The sequence below is a fragment of the Rhizobium sp. BK098 genome (assembly GCF_014193155.1).
Classification (GTDB): Bacteria; Pseudomonadota; Alphaproteobacteria; order Rhizobiales; family Rhizobiaceae; genus Rhizobium.
Map to the genome: position 1 here is coordinate 711,338 of NZ_JACHYY010000001.1, position 15,245 is coordinate 726,582.

Here is a 15,245-nt window from a genome sequence, read left to right on the forward strand (position 1 = left end):
GATTGAAAGTGGGGATAAGTCATGTTAATTCACAGTATAGAAAGTTTGGTGAGAATGCGGACACCAAGCTGAATATCCTTGGGCATGGCAGCGCCGGGAATCGAGGCCCCTGCGTCCTGTTGTGGTCAGGGACAGGAGGGCAATTTTGCTGGCACTCTTTCATGCCTTCTCCATGAAATGTAGTCAGATTCAGCGTGCGATAAAACTTGGCGACGACGAGCTTGTGGCATCGCTCGATCGTGAATTAGAGCCCCTTATCGCAGCTATCCTGGCCTATAAGGCCGTGAGTCTGCTTGAAATTTACATGCAGCTCCAGTTCATGAACAATCTCATCCGCGAAGAAGCGGATGATCGCTCGCGGGTCCTGCGCAATTCTGCGTCGCTTTCGGCACTGATCGATCGTTATTTCGGCGGTGCGAGCGAAGCAGCGGGCGAAGTTTTCCGAGTCTTTTCGAGCGAGAAAATCGACCGGGACGATACGCTCGGCTTTGAGGAAGGCAGCGTTCTGAATGATGTCATTCTGGACAGCCTGCCCAATCGTGTCGCGGTCGTCACACGAGATTATCGCTATCTTTACAGCAACGCCGCCAATTCGGAATTTCTGAAATCGAAGTCGATGGAGCTTGTGGGGCGTCACATCTCGGAATTCATCGGCTCGGAAGATTTCGAAATCAGTTTGAAGGCGAAGCTCGATGCCTGCTTTGCCGGGGAAAAGGTGGAGTGTCTTTATCCCTCCTATCGGCAGATCGAACCCGGCAAGGTGTTTCGCTGCACCATTACCCCGTTGCGTGCCAAAGAAGAAGTGATCGGCGCATTGCTGGTCATGCATGAGATCATCGCCGTTCCTGCGGGCATGTTGGTGGCCTGAACCTGCCGTTCAGGCACCAAACAGCAATTTTCCAATCACGTCCGTGATCAGGCGATGCTCCTCTTCGCCTGGTTTTATGCCGGCCTGATCCGTTTCGTTCGTACCGGAGCTCGATCTATCATCGGTCTGCTCGTCATCGGTGCTGCATTCGAAACAATGGCATTGGAATCTTATTGGTTTCGTCTTCTTCATGCTGCGGTCATGTTCCAACTGGCAAAGGGATCGGGCAGGTTCCGCCAGCGTTCGGGCGTGAAGCCGTCCGCCTCAATCAGGCAGGCGTTCAGTTCGGCCGTGAGATGCTTTTCGTTCATCGGATCGGCACCGATGAACACCAGCTCTTGGCGGCGATCCCCCCATATCGGATCGAGATAGGGCGCCAGCGCACGCTTGAAGCTCGGATCATGCGGCCACTGGTCTTGCGGCACGGCTGCCCACCAGAGGCCCATCTTGCTCGTCCGGACGAACGCGCCGGCCTGGCTCAGCTCGCCGACATAATAGGGCCTGGTCGCGAGCCAGAAGAAGCCCTTGGCGCGAATAACACCCGGCCATGACCGATTGAGAAAGGCCTGGAATTTAAGAGGATCGAACGGTTTCTTCGCGCGATAGACGAAGGAACGGATGCCATATTCCTCTGTTTCCGGAACGTGATCTTTGAAGCCGTGCAGCTCCTTGTACCACAGCGGATGGGTTTCGGCGCGATCGATGTCGAAGCGTCCGGTGCCCAGAACCTTCGATGGTTCCACCACACCGAAATCGGCTTCGATCAGACGTGCATCGGGGTTGAGGCCGACGATGATCTTGCGGGCGGCGTCGCGTTGCTCTGCCGTCGCCGCGCCGACCTTGTTGAGAACGACAACATCGGCAAATTCGATCTGCTCGACCAGAAGGTCGACGATGGTCCGGTTATCGCCGTCGCCAGCGGTCTCGCCACGATCGGCAAGAAAATCCGTTGATCCATAGTTGGCGAGAAGATTGGCAGCGTCGACGACGGTCACCATCGTATCGAGCCTGGCAACGTCGGAAAGACTGCTGCCATCCTCGTCGCGGAACTCGAAGGTGGTGGCAACGGGCAGGGGCTCGGCGATGCCTGTGGATTCGATCAGCAGATAATCGAAGCGATCCTGCTCTGCGAGCTGGCGGACTTCCTTCAGCAGATCGTCGCGCAGCGTGCAACAGATGCAGCCATTGGTCATTTCGACGAGTTGCTCTTCCGTCCGGGATAGATTTGCGCCGCCATCGCGCACCAGTGCCGCATCGATATTGACCTCGCTCATGTCGTTGACGATCACGGCGACGCGCAGGCCCTCGCGATTGTTGAGGATATGGTTGAGCAGCGTCGTCTTGCCGGCGCCGAGAAAACCGGAGAGTACGGTGACTGGGAGCTTCTTGTTCATGACAACTTCCTTTGTAATGTAATATCATTACATATGTTGTGGTGAAAAAAGCGAGCAGCATGCCCGCTTCCTTCGGCGATGTTCAGCCTTGCGCTGAAAGACAGGCTTTGAGGGAGCTCGCGATGCCGCGCATCAGGTCGAAATAGAGATCCGGCCCCTGCGGCAGCGTTGCAGCTTCCGGATCGAGGGTTCCCGATTTTGCGGAGGTGCCTTCGAGCACCACGTTGACCAGCTTCGGTTCGAATTGCGGCTCGGCGAAGACGCAGGTCGCGCCGAGGTCGGCGACCTTGCTGTGGATCTCGGCGACGCGCTGCGCCCCCGGAATGGTTTCCGGGCTGACCGTGATGGAACCTGACACGCGCACGCCATAACGGTGCTCGAAATACTGGTAGGCATCGTGAAAGACGATGAAGGGCTTGTCCTTCACCGGGGCGAGGGTCGAGGCGATTTCCGTATCGAGAGCGTCGAGCTTGTCGTTCAGAGCTTTCTGGTTCGCTTGATAGGTCAGGGCGTTGACGGGGTCCGCCGCGACCAGGGAAGTGGTGATCTCGGAGACCATCGCCTTGGCATTATGCGGATCGAGCCAGAGGTGAGTATCGAACTCGCCATGATCATGGTCGTGTCCATGGGCGTGATCGTCGCTGGCTTCGTGTTCATCGCCGTCGTCATGCGGTTCGAAGGCGCCGCCTTCGCGGAACTTGAGTTTGGTAATGCCGGGCGCATCGTCAAGCTCGACGATGGTGGCATTGGAACCGAGTGCGGCAAGCGGTTTCTGCAGGAAGGCTTCCATGCCCGGCCCAACCCAGAAGACCACTTTCGCCTCCTGAAGGCTGCGCGCATTCGAGGGCTTCAGCGCGTAGGTATGCGGCGAAGCAGCACCATCGACGATCAGATTCGGGGTGCCCACGCCTTGCATGACGGCGGCGACTAACGAGTGGATCGGCTTGATGGAAACGACGACTTTCGGCGCACCGGCTGCGGTTGCGGTCGTACCGACGAGCAGGCCGGAAAGGAAAAGTGAGGCCGCCACGGGAAGAAGAGTTTTTGCTGCGTTCATGCCAGGTTGCCCTTGAATGGGTCTGTTATGTTATTACATCAATTGCGTTATGCTATAACGTGTGCGATAGCATGGCGCAATAGTGCAATTGGAAATTTCATGCTTTCCTCCATAGACAGCAAGAGCCGTCCGCTCGTGTCGCTCCATGATGTCGGCGTCCGACGCGGCGGTCGCTGGCTGGTGCGTGGGGTCGATTTCTCCGTGAGCCGGGGCGAGATCGTTACGCTGATCGGCCCCAACGGTTCCGGCAAGTCGACCAGCGCCAAGACGGCAATCGGCGTCTTGAAGCCGGACGAAGGGCGCGTGGAGCGTATTGCCAATCTGAAGGTCGGCTATGTCCCGCAGAAGCTTGCGATCGATTGGACCTTGCCGCTCAGCGTGCAGCGGTTGATGACGCTGACGGGACCTTTGCCGGAGCGTGAGCTGATCGCGGCGCTGGAAGCCGTCGGCATCGCGCATCTTGCCAAGGCCGAGGTGCAGCATCTTTCCGGCGGCGAATTCCAGCGGGCGCTATTGGCGCGCGCCATCGCCCGCAAGCCCGATCTACTTGTGCTGGACGAGCCCGTGCAGGGCGTGGATTTCAACGGCGAGATCGCGCTTTACGATCTCATCAAGTCCATCCGCAATTCACAGGGCTGCGGCATCCTGCTGATTTCACATGATTTGCATGTCGTCATGGCGGCCACGGATACCGTGGTTTGCCTGAACGGCCATGTCTGCTGCCGCGGCACGCCGCAGACCGTCAGCCAGAGCCCGGAATATGTAAAACTGTTCGGTATGCGGGCGGCACAATCCCTGGCGATCTACAGCCATCATCACGACCACACGCATCTGCCTGATGGCCGCGTACAACATGCTAACGGCTCGATAACAGATCATTGCCATGCCGACGACGGCCACCACCATCATGAACATGACGATCATGGTCACCATCATGGCCATGATCACAATCATGACCACAGCAAGGGAGAACGCCATGTTTGACGATTTCTTCCTGCGCGCCGTCGTGGCCGGCGTCGGGCTGGCGCTGACGACCGGGCCGCTCGGCTGTTTCATCATCTGGCGACGCATGGCCTATTTCGGCGATACGATCTCACATTCGGCGCTGCTCGGCGTGGCGCTCTCGCTGCTGTTCCAACTCAATCTGACACTGTCAGTTTTTGCCGTTGCTGCACTCGTCTCGATCCTGCTCCTGTTCCTGCAGCGGCGGCAGGCGCTGTCGGCTGACGCGCTGCTCGGCATTCTCTCGCATGCGACGCTGGCGATCGGCCTGGTCATCGTCGCCTTCATGAGCTGGGTGCGGATCGATCTCATTGCTTTCCTCTTCGGCGACATTCTGGCTGTCACCCAGTCGGACATTGCGGTGATATGGGGCGGCGGCATCTTCGTCCTGGCGGCAATCGCCTGGCTCTGGCGGCCGCTGCTGGCCTCGACCGTCAATCCCGAACTTGCCGAGGCGGAAGGGTTGCGGCCGGAGCGCGCAAGGCTGTTCTTCATGCTGCTGATGGCCGTGGTGATCGCGATTGCCATGAAAATCGTCGGTATCCTGCTTATCACCGCGCTTCTAATTATCCCCGCGGCCACCGCACGCCGCTTTGCCGCCACGCCGGAAACGATGGCGATCTTTGCTTCGCTGCTCGGCGCTATCGCCGTTGTCGGCGGGCTATTCGGGTCGCTGCGCTACGACACACCGTCCGGCCCGTCGATCGTGGTTGCGGCGCTCGTTCTATTTATCATCAGTCTGCTGCCCCTTGTTCGCAGGAGCGGCACGCCAGCGGCGCAACAGAGAGGACAGTCATCATGACCACTCCGATGCTCACCAAGAACCAGTCTCTCGTTTTCGATATCCTGACCAAGGCGGAAGCGCCGCTCAGCGCCTATACCATTCTCGACAAGCTGCGCGATCAGGGCTTTCGCGCGCCGCTGCAGGTCTATCGCGCGCTGGACAAGCTGCTGGAATACGGCGTGGTGCATCGGCTCGAAAGCATCAATTCCTTCGTCGCCTGCGCCCATCCGCATGAGGATTGCCATAGCCATGGCCTCGTCGCCTTCGCCATCTGCGAAAGCTGCGGCCAAGTGATCGAGTTTCACGATCACGAGGTGGATCATCGGCTGATGGACTGGCTGAAATCGCAGAAGTTCAAGGCGGAAAAGTCGACCATCGAAATTCGCGGTCATTGCGCCAATTGCGCGGCTTGATCTGCGAATCGTCGTTTATTTCATACTCGCCATGGAGTTATTAGAAATTTCTAATCCAATCTTTTAAGATCGCGTGCGAAGCGCTGCCAGTTGGCCACATAGTTGCGGGCGGAGCGGCGCAGGCCTTCGATCGCGGCTTCATCCAGCGTGCGGATCGCTCTTGCCGGTGCGCCGACGATCAGCGAGCCATCCGGGAACTCCTTGCCTTCCGTGACAAGCGCATTGGCGCCCACGAGGCAATTGTTGCCGATCTTCGCGCCGTTCAGGATCGTTGCGCCCATGCCGATCAAGGAGTTGTTGCCGATGGTGCAGCCATGGATGATGGCATGATGGCCGATCGTGCAGCCTTCGCCGATGGTGGTCGGGTAGGCCGGATCGGTATGAACCATCGTGCCTTCCTGGATATTCGTATCCTTGCCAACGACGATCGGCTCGTTGTCGCCACGCAGCACCGCGCCGAACCAGATGCCGACATCTTCGCCGATTTCGACCTTGCCGATCACGCTGGCATCCGGCGCGATCCAGTAACGGCCCGGCTCGGGTGTTTTCGGCGTCGAGCCGGCAAGGGCGTAGAGCGGCATGGTCGATCCTCCTCGGTCAGACGACGTTCAGCACAAGATTGGCGACGCCATCGACGGCGCAGCTGATCCGATCACCGCGGGCAACGGGGCCGACGCCGGCGGGCGTGCCGGTCATGATGATATCGCCGGGGGCCAGCGTGAAGAGCTTGGAAAGCTCGGCGATGATCTCGGGCACCTTCCAGATCATCTGGGAGAGATCGCCCCTCTGCGCAGCCTCGCCATTGCGCATCAGCCAGATGCCGCCTTTGTCTGGATGGCCGACGTGGGTGGCGGGTATGAGCGCGGAGATGGGTGCCGAATGATCGAAGGCCTTGCCGATTTCCCAGGGGCGACCGAGCTTCTTGGCCTCGCTCTGCAGGTCACGACGGGTAAAATCAATGCCGACGCCATAGCCATAGACGCAGTCGAGTGCCTGCTCTACCGGGATGTTCGCGCCACCGCCGCGTAACGCCACGACAAGCTCCACTTCGTGGTGCACGTCCGACGACAGGGCGGGATAGGGGAAATCGCTCGAGACCAGCAGATTGTCGGGGTTCTTCTGGAAAAAGAATGGCGGTTCGCGGGTAGGGTCATGACCCATCTCGATGGCGTGGTCGGCATAGTTGCGGCCGACGCAATAGACACGGCGTACAGGGAAAAACTCGGTCTCACCTTCGATCGGCAGAAGGACAGGGGCGGGCGGCGGAATGACTGTCGTCAATGGGGCGTTCATATGGGCTTTCGAAACTCTTGTTCTTTCTCGAGAAGGCCTGTTGCCCTCCGACTCCGTCCGGCAAACTAGCATCATTGTGACTGCCACGAAAACTGGCCTTTTTGAGGGATTTGGTGTAGAGCGCGGATCAGAAAGGTTTCCCATGTATAGCGATGCGCTGAAAACTGGCCGCAAGATCTTTGCGGTAGCCCCGATGATCGACTGGACGGATCGCCATTGCAGATACTTGCATCGGCAGATGAGCCGGCATGCATTGCTCTATACCGAGATGGTGGTGGCCGATGCGATCATTCACGGGCCGCGCGACCGGTTGCTGGGGCATGATGCTGCCGAACATCCTGTCGCGCTGCAGCTCGGCGGTTCCGATCCGGCCAAGCTTGCCGAGGCTTTGCGGATTGCTGAGGCGTATCATTATGACGAGATCAATCTCAATGTCGGCTGCCCGTCCGATCGCGTGCAGTCAGGCACCTTCGGCGCCTGCCTGATGCTGACGCCGGAGACGGTCGCATCCTGCATTGCGGCGATGAAGGCGGTTTCGAAGGCGCCTGTCACCGTGAAATGTCGGATCGGCGTCGATGAGCAGGAGCCGGAAGAGGCCTTGCCGGAGCTGATGACGCGCGTGCTCGATGCCGGCGCCGATGCAATCTGGATCCATGCCCGCAAGGCTTGGCTGAAGGGCCTGTCGCCGAAAGAGAATCGCGAAATACCGCCGCTTGATTATCACATCGTCTATCGCATGAAGCAGCGCTGGCCCGATGTGTTCATCGGCATCAATGGCGGCATTCAGACGCTGGATCAAGCCGAGGCGCATTCGGCTCACGTTGACGGCGTCATGCTCGGTCGCGCCGCCTATCAGAATGCTGCGATCCTTGCCGATGTCGACCATCGCTTCTTTGGCGAACCGGCTGCCGAGGCCGACTGGAACGGACTGCGCGACCGGATGATTGAGTATGTGGAGCGCCACATCGCCAACGGTGGCCGCCTGCAGCATGTCGCGCGGCACATGGTCGGCCTCTTTACCGGCTTGCCGGGCTCGCGCCGCTATCGCCAGATCCTGTCCACCGACGCCAATAAGCCGGGGGCTGGGCCGGAGGTGATTGCGGCCGCCTTCGCGGCAGTGGATTTTGCCGGCGAGGGCGAACGGGTTAGCGCTTGAGGGGGCCCATCTCGCCCACCAAGGGCGAGATAGGATTCGAACCCGTTGCAAACCTCATCCAGCAAACGAAAAAAGATCAAACGAAAAACGGCGCGGTTTGCACCGCGCCGCTCGAAACCTTATTCAGGCAGTCACCCGAGGCTTAGTTAGCCTGGATGTTGACAGCCTTCGGGCCCTTGCCCATGCGATCCGGCTCGGTGTCGAAGGTGACCTGCTGGCCTTCGCGCAGCGACTGGATGCCGGAAGCCTGAAGAGCGGAGATGTGGACGAAAACGTCCTTTGCGCCGCCGTCAGGAGTGATGAAACCAAAACCCTTGTCCTGGTTGAAGAATTTTACGGTGCCCTTGGTGGCCATGGGGGATAGTCCTTTACCCATCAGTCTTAGTTTATCCGGATGAACCCGGACGGCTTTGCTTCCGCAACATGCGAAAGCCAGTCGAGTAGTTCACGTACGGGGAAAGAACGTCTGCGCGGGTCAGAAGACCCAACCGCTGCCTGCCGCAAGCGGATCACCAAATCAGTCCAGTCACCGGCATGCAAATGCCCGAGCATGCATATGGGTGACAGGGTTTGTGGAAAAAGGCAAGGGGCAATATCGGGGCAGGGTGGGAAACGGGTGGGATTGGGTGGGGAATTTCAAGGGGTTGGGAAAACACTACTGTCTTTATCTACGCCAATCGGTATTACTTTCCGTGAAAGCTAATTTCTAAATATATCCGGAGAACGGCTGCAGTCAGTTTGGAGCAATTACTTTCCTTGCTCTCAACCTATCATTGCATGCTCGTGCGATTTCCGGTAGTGAGATACATCATACTCGGAGAAGCACATGAAGCAGATAGCTATTTTCAATCACAAAGGTGGAGTTTCGAAAACCACTACAACTTTCCATTTATCTTGGATGCTTGCCGAGCTGGGTGTGCGAGTGATGGTCGTTGACTGCGATCCGCAGTGCAACTTGACCGGCGTCTTCTTAGGCGGATTTGAGGGCGAAGATTATCCTTTTGAAAGCACTGATCCGCAGAAACCTCGAAATATACGAGATGCGGTAAGACCAGCATTTGAATCCCGACCCTACCAAATCTCAGGCGTTGAGGCTTATCAGGCGCCGACTCAAGAAAACCTCTTTCTTCTTCCGGGTCATGTTGGTCTTTCGGAGTATGAAAGTCAGCTTGCGGTTGCGCATGAGTTAAGCAATACGCTTTCTGCTCTACAAAATATCCCTGGGGCGTTGCGTTTTGCAATCCAGAAGACCGCAAAGGCCTACCAAATTGACTTGGTATTGATCGATATGAGCCCGAGTCTCGGTGCCATTAATCAAAACCTTTTTATGACGAGCGATGCTTTCATAATCCCAATGGCGCCTGACCTCTTTTCATCGATGGCTCTAAAATCCTTGGCTCGCGTTCTGCCGAAATGGGCTGAATGGGGAAAAAAAGCTGCAAGTAATTCTATACTGCGTGCGGCTGATTATCCATTTCCAATGGTTCACCCGATGTATTTGGGTTCGACAGTTCAAAATTTTAGAAAGCGCGCTCGCGGCGATGAAGAAGCCAAGCCGACACAAGCGTTTCAGTTGTGGTTTGATAAATTGAAGGCGACAAAGGAAAGTGAACTAATTGGCGCCTTGGACCAATCTCAGATGTTGCTGGACCCGAAAATTTATAAATCTGCGGGAGCCAATCCTCATGAGTTTCTTATGGAGATAGCGAACTTCGATAGTCTAATTGCGATAGCCCAGGAAATTGCCAAGCCAGTGTTTGCCATCGATCTGCATAAAGATACACCTTATCGAGGAAACGTCGCCGAAACTTATCAAGAGAAAATTGAAGACATTCGAACTCGCTTTAAAGATGGCGCCGAAAAAGTTATCAAGCTTACAAGTAGTTTTTAGAACATGTCTAGATTTGAAGGCTGCAACGATGCATTCGCCCACGCGATCGCTCGTGCAAGAGATATGATTCAGCTTTTTAATGGACTCTCTCACATTCGCAGAGATCCTGCAAACGATGACGCTTTGAGAGCGGCGTACTTTCAAGCCGTTAGTTCTTTTGATTTTTATGTTCACGAAATTGTTGCCATTGAAGCATCGTATCGATTTAGGAATGCAATTCCGACCAGAAATATTGTTCTTCCAATGGAGATCACGATGATCTCTGGAGCTGAAGAGAGATACACTGCCGTCGATGCGGATATTCGTGAGCGGAACTCTTACAAAGCGTTTGTTGATCCGCAGAAATTATCAGAGGTTCTCTCTTGTTTTTGTAATAAGCCTTGGGAATTAATAGTAGAAAATCATAACGAATTGCATAATGAGAACGTCGACAAAAGCTCATTAATGGCTCAATTGAAGAGCATTTGGAAGCGGCGAAATAAAATCGCTCACGAAGCTGATGTTAATCCGACTTTATCCGGAATTTCTCTTTGGCCTATTGATCAAGCAGATACAGAGATCACCGTTAGGTTTGTTGAAAAGCTTGGTCAATGCCTTCCCAATGTTGTTTCGAATCTTTTATAAATTTGTGGAAGCCGAGCTTGTACAGAAACTTACGGATGTAAAGCCGGTGATTCACTAAGAGCCTCCGCTAGCGTAAACACCGAACAAGGCTCGGCAATCCCGCGTAGCTCATAGTCCCCTAAAGACACCAGCGTCGTCGTCGTTTCCGCCGCAAGCGCACCCGAGATCAGCACGTTGTGTCCCAGCGGCTTGCAGAGGCCCTCCAGCCTGCTGACGAGGTTGACGGCGGGGCCGATGGCGGTGAAGTCCAGGCGGTCGGCAGCGCCGATGTTGCCCCAGAGCATGTCGCCGAAATGCAGCGCGACGCCAAAGGGGAGCAGCGGCAGGCCCTGGCTTGTCCGCGTCGCGTCGAGATGCGCCATGCCGGCGCGGATGGCGGTGGCGGCGCGCAAGGCCGCCTCGCAGGCTTCCTTCGGTGTCCCGCTCATGGGGAAGATTGCCAGCACGCCATCGCCCATGAATTTCAGCACTTCGCCGCCGAAGGCATGCACGGCGCCGGCGACGCGGTCGAACCAGGCATCGAGTGCCGCGATCACGACGCTTGGTTCAGTCGCTTCGGAAAGAGCAGTGAAATCCCGCAGATCAGCGCAGAGCAGGGCTGCGCGGATGGTTTCGCCGCTGTTGCGGCTGAGCGCGCCCGCCTGCACGCGCGCCGCACTTCTGCGGCCGAGATAGGCTTCGAGCAGGGTGGATAGGGTGGCGCGTGCGGCCAATCCCGCCAAAGGGGCTGCGGCAAATCGGGCGATCTCGCGCAGGTTTTCCGCTTCGGAGGTGCTGAACGGCCGGATGCTTGCCCAGGCAAGCACGGAATTGCCGGGCGCGATCCCGATCGTTTCCTCGCATATCGGGCCGAGATCACCGAGCCAATCGCGGCCGGCCTGTCCGAGCGCCGTGCCGGCGAAGCCGAGAGCTTCGGTCACCGCTCCGGTCTCGGCGCGCCATAGCCACGTATGTTGCGTGATGATCGGATGCGGCGCGGCAAGCGTCAGCGCGCTGCCGGCAAGCGGGAGGCCGGCGGCCAATAGATGTCCGCCCAGATCGGCCAGGAAGCGTTCGGGACTGGGCGAGGTGCCGGCTTCGTCGACCAGCCAGGCGAGGGGAGCGGGCAAATCCATGCGGCGATCATGCCATGACGCTTGCCGGCTGTCATCCGTGCCGACGTGACCATGCCGACGGCATTTGAAAGCAAAATGCCATAAGCAATGGCTGTCGCCGGGCGGTGCTATTGCGGCCATCGAGCATCTGGCCCGATGACGCCGCCCTTAAAACGTCATCAGTTCCTGCCGTCGTGTCCGCGCATGGGGTCGGGGCCAGGATCGCGTCCGGCGGCCACCGTTGCCATGCGGTCGAGATAATGCGCCCAACCTTTTGCGTGCGCTTCACATTGTTCGACCGTCGGCAGGCCGGTATGGGTGAGGCGCACCAGCGTCCCGTCGGGTTGCTCGATCAGGTCGATCTCCACAAGGCTCGATCCGGGAGGCACTTCCTCGCTGCCTTCCCAGCCAAAGCTATAGGCGAGGCGATGAACCGGCACGACTTCGCGGAAAGAGCCGCGCGCAAAACGGCTCCCAGTGACGTTGACGAGATAGATGCCGCCAGGCTCCGGCTCCGTCCGGGCTTCCGTGCCCATCCAGCGCAGGATCTTTTCTGGATCAGTCAGCAGTGCGAATATTGCGGCAGGCGGCGCCGAGACATGGGTCTCGCGACGGACGATCAAAGGCTCGGACATCGGTCTTTCTCCCCAGCTTGCTATCGCTTCCCACCGGCCCGGTACGCGCTCAAGCGCCTTCCGACTCCCCGTGGGCCTCCTCATATGATGCCATGTAGCGGTTACAGCCTCGTCAGCAAGGCATTGCTCCACGCTCGCAGGCCTCAGCCTTCATAAAATCGGCAGCACCGGGCGGCAGATATCCGACAATCGCGGTCGCCTTATCGCCCGGGTCGTCCCGTTTTGCCCTTTGTCCGCCCCTTGCGCTGCTTCTCGTCCACCGGGTCCTCATAGGAGCCGACGCCCGGCTTTGCCCGGGTGATCGGCTTGTCCGGCACCTTGCCTGTGACCGGCTTTTCGGTGCGGCCGACGGTCATCTCGTCCAGCGTATTCTTGCGGAAGAGCGGCGTGCCGGCATCGCTGCCCGGTCCCATTTCGTCGAGGCTCGGCTTGGCGAAGTAGGAGCGGGAGGTATCCAGCGCTGGCGGTGCACGCTTGCTCGATGACGAGCTGCGGCTTTCGAGGCTCTTCGCTTCCTCGCGGGCGAGCGGATCGTCCATGGCGGCGAGTTCGACGGCCTTGAGACGCTTGATTTCGTCGCGCAGCCGTGCCGCCTTTTCGAAGTCCAGGTCGGCAGCGGCATCACGCATGGATTTCTCCAGCGCGTTGAGGTGGGCCTGCAGATTGTTACCGACGAGGTGGCCGCCATCGGCAAAGCCCTTGCCGGAGGCGCCACCGATATCGGCGCGGACATGGTCCTTCTCGTAGACGCTGTCGAGGATATCGGAAATCTTAGCCTTGACCGATTCCGGCGTGATGCCATGTTCCTTGTTGTAGGCCATCTGCTTTTCGCGGCGGCGGCTGGTCTCGTCCATCGCCCGCTGCATCGAGCCGGTAATGGTATCGGCATAAAGGATGACCTTGCCGTCGACGTTACGCGCGGCACGGCCGATCGTCTGGATAAGCGACGTTTCCGAGCGCAGGAAGCCTTCCTTGTCGGCATCGAGGATGGCGACGAAGCCACATTCCGGAATGTCGAGACCCTCGCGCAGCAGGTTGATGCCGACGAGTACGTCGAAAGCGCCCAAGCGAAGATCGCGAATGATCTCGATGCGTTCCAGCGTGTCGATGTCCGAGTGCATGTAGCGCACGCGCACGCCCTGTTCATGCAGATATTCCGTCAGGTCCTCGGCCATGCGCTTGGTGAGCACGGTGCAGAGCGTGCGATAGCCCTTGGCGGCGGTTTCGCGGATTTCGCCGAGCACGTCGTCGACCTGGGTGCGGGCAGAGCGCACTTCGACCGGCGGGTCGATGAGGCCGGTCGGGCGAATGACCTGTTCCGCAAAGACACCGCCGGATTGCTCCATTTCCCAACTGCCCGGCGTTGCCGAAACCGCGATCGTGTCCGGGCGCATGGCGTCCCATTCCTCGAAGCGCAGCGGCCGGTTGTCCATGCAGGAGGGCAGACGGAAACCGTATTCGGCGAGCGTCGCCTTGCGCCGGAAGTCGCCTCGGTACATGCCGCCGATCTGGCTGACCGAGACGTGGCTTTCGTCGATAAACAGCAGGGCATTGTCAGGGATATATTCGAACAAAGTCGGCGGCGGCTCGCCGGGATTGCGGCCAGTCAGATAGCGCGAATAGTTCTCGATGCCGGCGCAGGAGCCGGTGGCTTCGAGCATCTCGATATCGTAGCGCGTGCGCTGTTCCAGGCGCTGCGCCTCGAGCAGGCGTCCGGCCTTTTCCAGTTCGGCCAGCCGGATTTTCAGCTCTTCCTTGATCGCCTTGATGGCGCCGTTCAGCGTCGGGCGCGGCGTAACATAGTGCGAGTTGGCGTAGATCTTCACCGATTTCAGGTCGCCGGTCTTCTGGCCGGTCAGCGGATCGAATTCGGTGATGGCGTCGATCTCATCGCCGAACATGGAGATGCGCCATGCGGCATCCTCCAAGTGGGCCGGGAAGATTTCGATCGTATCGCCGCGAACGCGGAAGGAGCCGCGGATGAAATCCATGTCGCGGCGCTTGTATTGCTGCGCCACGAGGTCTGCGAGAAGCTGACGCTGGTCCAACCGGTCGCCGACATTCATCTGGAACGTCATCGCCGTATAGGTTTCGACCGAGCCGATACCGTAGATGCACGAAACCGATGCGACGATGATGCAGTCGTCGCGTTCCAGCAGCGAGCGCGTCGCCGAGTGGCGCATACGGTCGATCTGCTCGTTGATCGAACTTTCCTTCTCGATGAAGGTGTCCGAACGCGGCACATAGGCTTCCGGCTGATAATAGTCATAGTAGGAGACGAAGTACTCGACCGCGTTGTCCGGGAAGAAATTCTTGAACTCGGAATAGAGCTGTGCCGCCAGCGTCTTGTTCGGCGCGAGGATGACGGCGGGGCGTTGTGTCGCCTCGATGACCTTGGCCATGGTGAAGGTCTTGCCGGAGCCGGTGACGCCGAGCAGAACCTGACTGCGCTCGCCATTCTCCAATCCCTCGACAAGATCGCGGATCGCCGTCGGCTGGTCGCCTGCGGGCTGATACTCCGAATCCATGCGGATCCGGATGCCGCCTTCGGATTTCGCCGGCCGGGCAGGGCGGTGCGGCGTCCAGAGCTTGCCGTCCTTGAAGAGAGGATTACCGCTTTCGATTAGCTTCGATAGCGCCTCGACGGTGGCCGTAACACCTTCGCGCGAAATCTTATCGGCGTCTTCAAGCGCGATGTCGAGACCGGCCACCGGGTTGAGACCGGCAGCGGCACGTGTCTTCGGATCGGTCGATCCACCCATCGATGTGCCGCGCCCTGATTTGGATGCAGCTATCTCCACCTTCTTGCGGTGCTTGCCGGCCTTCGAAGCGATCTCGCGCTGGGTTTCGACACCGGATGCTTCCGCATCGGCTTCGAGCTGCTTCACCCAATCGGCAACGCTACCGCTGAGCGGCGCACCTTCAAACGGTGCCTGCGGCGCCTCTTCGAAACCGGTCGGGGCGGGGGATTTTTTCGATGATTTGGCCATGAGGCGAATATGGCGACAGATCGCGCAGATGTGAAGGGGTAAAG

The 15,245-nt window shown here is 58.4% G+C and carries 16 protein-coding genes; 7 read left to right on the plus strand and 9 right to left on the minus strand.

Features of this window, described 5'->3' with window-relative positions:
- Nucleotides 1-145: 145 nt before the first annotated feature.
- Nucleotides 146-868, plus strand: a complete 723-nt coding sequence (locus FHT73_RS03440; protein WP_112411847.1) for a PAS domain-containing protein — start codon at nucleotides 146-148, stop codon at nucleotides 866-868.
- Between the two features lie 9 nt (nucleotides 869-877).
- Here the strand turns inward: FHT73_RS03440 and FHT73_RS03445 are convergent, their stop codons facing one another.
- The 3 genes from FHT73_RS03445 to znuA all read right to left on the minus strand — a co-directional run bounded on the left by FHT73_RS03445 (nucleotide 878) and on the right by znuA (nucleotide 3,319).
- Nucleotides 878-1,060 (minus strand): hypothetical protein, encoded by a 183-nt coding sequence (locus FHT73_RS03445; RefSeq protein WP_183709825.1) that lies wholly within the window; start codon nucleotides 1,058-1,060, stop codon nucleotides 878-880.
- The gene (locus FHT73_RS03450; protein ID WP_183709827.1) at nucleotides 1,057-2,262 is read right to left on the minus strand and encodes a GTP-binding protein; all 1,206 of its coding nucleotides are present in this window, start codon (nucleotides 2,260-2,262) and stop codon (nucleotides 1,057-1,059) included. The genes FHT73_RS03445 and FHT73_RS03450 overlap by 4 nt, the downstream gene beginning before the upstream one ends.
- 82 nt (nucleotides 2,263-2,344) lie before the next feature.
- The gene (znuA, locus tag FHT73_RS03455) at nucleotides 2,345-3,319 is read right to left on the minus strand and encodes a zinc ABC transporter substrate-binding protein ZnuA (protein WP_183709829.1); all 975 of its coding nucleotides are present in this window, start codon (nucleotides 3,317-3,319) and stop codon (nucleotides 2,345-2,347) included.
- 99 nt (nucleotides 3,320-3,418) lie between these two features.
- Here znuA and FHT73_RS03460 point away from each other — a divergent pair, with 99 nt between their 5' ends.
- The 3 genes from FHT73_RS03460 to FHT73_RS03470 are packed head-to-tail and all read left to right on the plus strand — an operon-like array spanning nucleotide 3,419 to nucleotide 5,518.
- The gene (locus tag FHT73_RS03460) at nucleotides 3,419-4,303 is read left to right on the plus strand and encodes a metal ABC transporter ATP-binding protein (protein WP_183709831.1); all 885 of its coding nucleotides are present in this window, start codon (nucleotides 3,419-3,421) and stop codon (nucleotides 4,301-4,303) included.
- Nucleotides 4,296-5,123, plus strand: coding sequence for a zinc ABC transporter permease subunit ZnuB (gene znuB / locus FHT73_RS03465; RefSeq protein ID WP_112605534.1), 828 nt, complete (start codon nucleotides 4,296-4,298; stop codon nucleotides 5,121-5,123). Before FHT73_RS03460 ends, znuB begins: the two co-directional genes overlap by 8 nt.
- Entirely contained in the window at nucleotides 5,120-5,518 is a 399-nt protein-coding gene (locus FHT73_RS03470) for a Fur family transcriptional regulator (RefSeq protein WP_112334637.1), read from the plus strand. The genes znuB and FHT73_RS03470 overlap by 4 nt, the downstream gene beginning before the upstream one ends.
- 50 nt (nucleotides 5,519-5,568) lie before the next feature.
- Here FHT73_RS03470 and FHT73_RS03475 read toward each other — a convergent pair whose 3' ends face one another.
- Nucleotides 5,569-6,099: a gamma carbonic anhydrase family protein gene (locus tag FHT73_RS03475; protein ID WP_112411850.1), complete on the minus strand. Its 531-nt coding sequence runs from the start codon at nucleotides 6,097-6,099 to the stop codon at nucleotides 5,569-5,571.
- A gap of 16 nt (nucleotides 6,100-6,115) precedes the next feature.
- Entirely contained in the window at nucleotides 6,116-6,811 is a 696-nt protein-coding gene (locus FHT73_RS03480; protein ID WP_183709833.1) for a fumarylacetoacetate hydrolase family protein, read from the minus strand.
- Nucleotides 6,812-6,953: 142 nt separating this feature from the next.
- On the opposite strand from FHT73_RS03480, the gene dusA reads away from it, so the two are divergent.
- Nucleotides 6,954-7,967, plus strand: a complete 1,014-nt coding sequence (gene dusA / locus FHT73_RS03485; RefSeq protein ID WP_183709835.1) for a tRNA dihydrouridine(20/20a) synthase DusA — start codon at nucleotides 6,954-6,956, stop codon at nucleotides 7,965-7,967.
- Nucleotides 7,968-8,109: 142 nt separating this feature from the next.
- On the opposite strand, the gene FHT73_RS03490 is transcribed toward dusA, so the two are convergent.
- Nucleotides 8,110-8,322, minus strand: a complete 213-nt coding sequence (locus FHT73_RS03490) for a cold-shock protein (protein WP_004109325.1) — start codon at nucleotides 8,320-8,322, stop codon at nucleotides 8,110-8,112.
- A gap of 471 nt (nucleotides 8,323-8,793) precedes the next feature.
- On the opposite strand from FHT73_RS03490, the gene FHT73_RS03495 reads away from it, so the two are divergent.
- Both FHT73_RS03495 and FHT73_RS03500 read left to right on the plus strand, forming a co-directional pair.
- A complete protein-coding gene (locus tag FHT73_RS03495; protein WP_183709837.1) occupies nucleotides 8,794-9,858 on the plus strand; it encodes an AAA family ATPase in 1,065 nt (354 codons plus the stop codon).
- A 3-nt stretch (nucleotides 9,859-9,861) separates the two neighbouring features.
- Entirely contained in the window at nucleotides 9,862-10,482 is a 621-nt protein-coding gene (locus tag FHT73_RS03500) for a HEPN domain-containing protein (RefSeq protein WP_183709839.1), read from the plus strand.
- 29 nt (nucleotides 10,483-10,511) lie between these two features.
- On the opposite strand, the gene FHT73_RS03505 is transcribed toward FHT73_RS03500, so the two are convergent.
- From FHT73_RS03505 to uvrB, 3 genes are all read right to left on the minus strand, one after another.
- Nucleotides 10,512-11,597, minus strand: a complete 1,086-nt coding sequence (locus tag FHT73_RS03505; protein WP_183709841.1) for an adenylate/guanylate cyclase domain-containing protein — start codon at nucleotides 11,595-11,597, stop codon at nucleotides 10,512-10,514.
- Nucleotides 11,598-11,755: 158 nt separating this feature from the next.
- On the minus strand, nucleotides 11,756-12,211 hold the full coding sequence (locus FHT73_RS03510) for an SRPBCC family protein (protein WP_183709843.1): 456 nt from the start codon (nucleotides 12,209-12,211) through the stop codon (nucleotides 11,756-11,758).
- Between the two features lie 200 nt (nucleotides 12,212-12,411).
- Complete coding sequence (gene uvrB, locus FHT73_RS03515; RefSeq protein ID WP_183709845.1) at nucleotides 12,412-15,201, minus strand: excinuclease ABC subunit UvrB; 2,790 nt, start codon at nucleotides 15,199-15,201, stop codon at nucleotides 12,412-12,414.
- Nucleotides 15,202-15,245 lie beyond the last annotated feature (44 nt).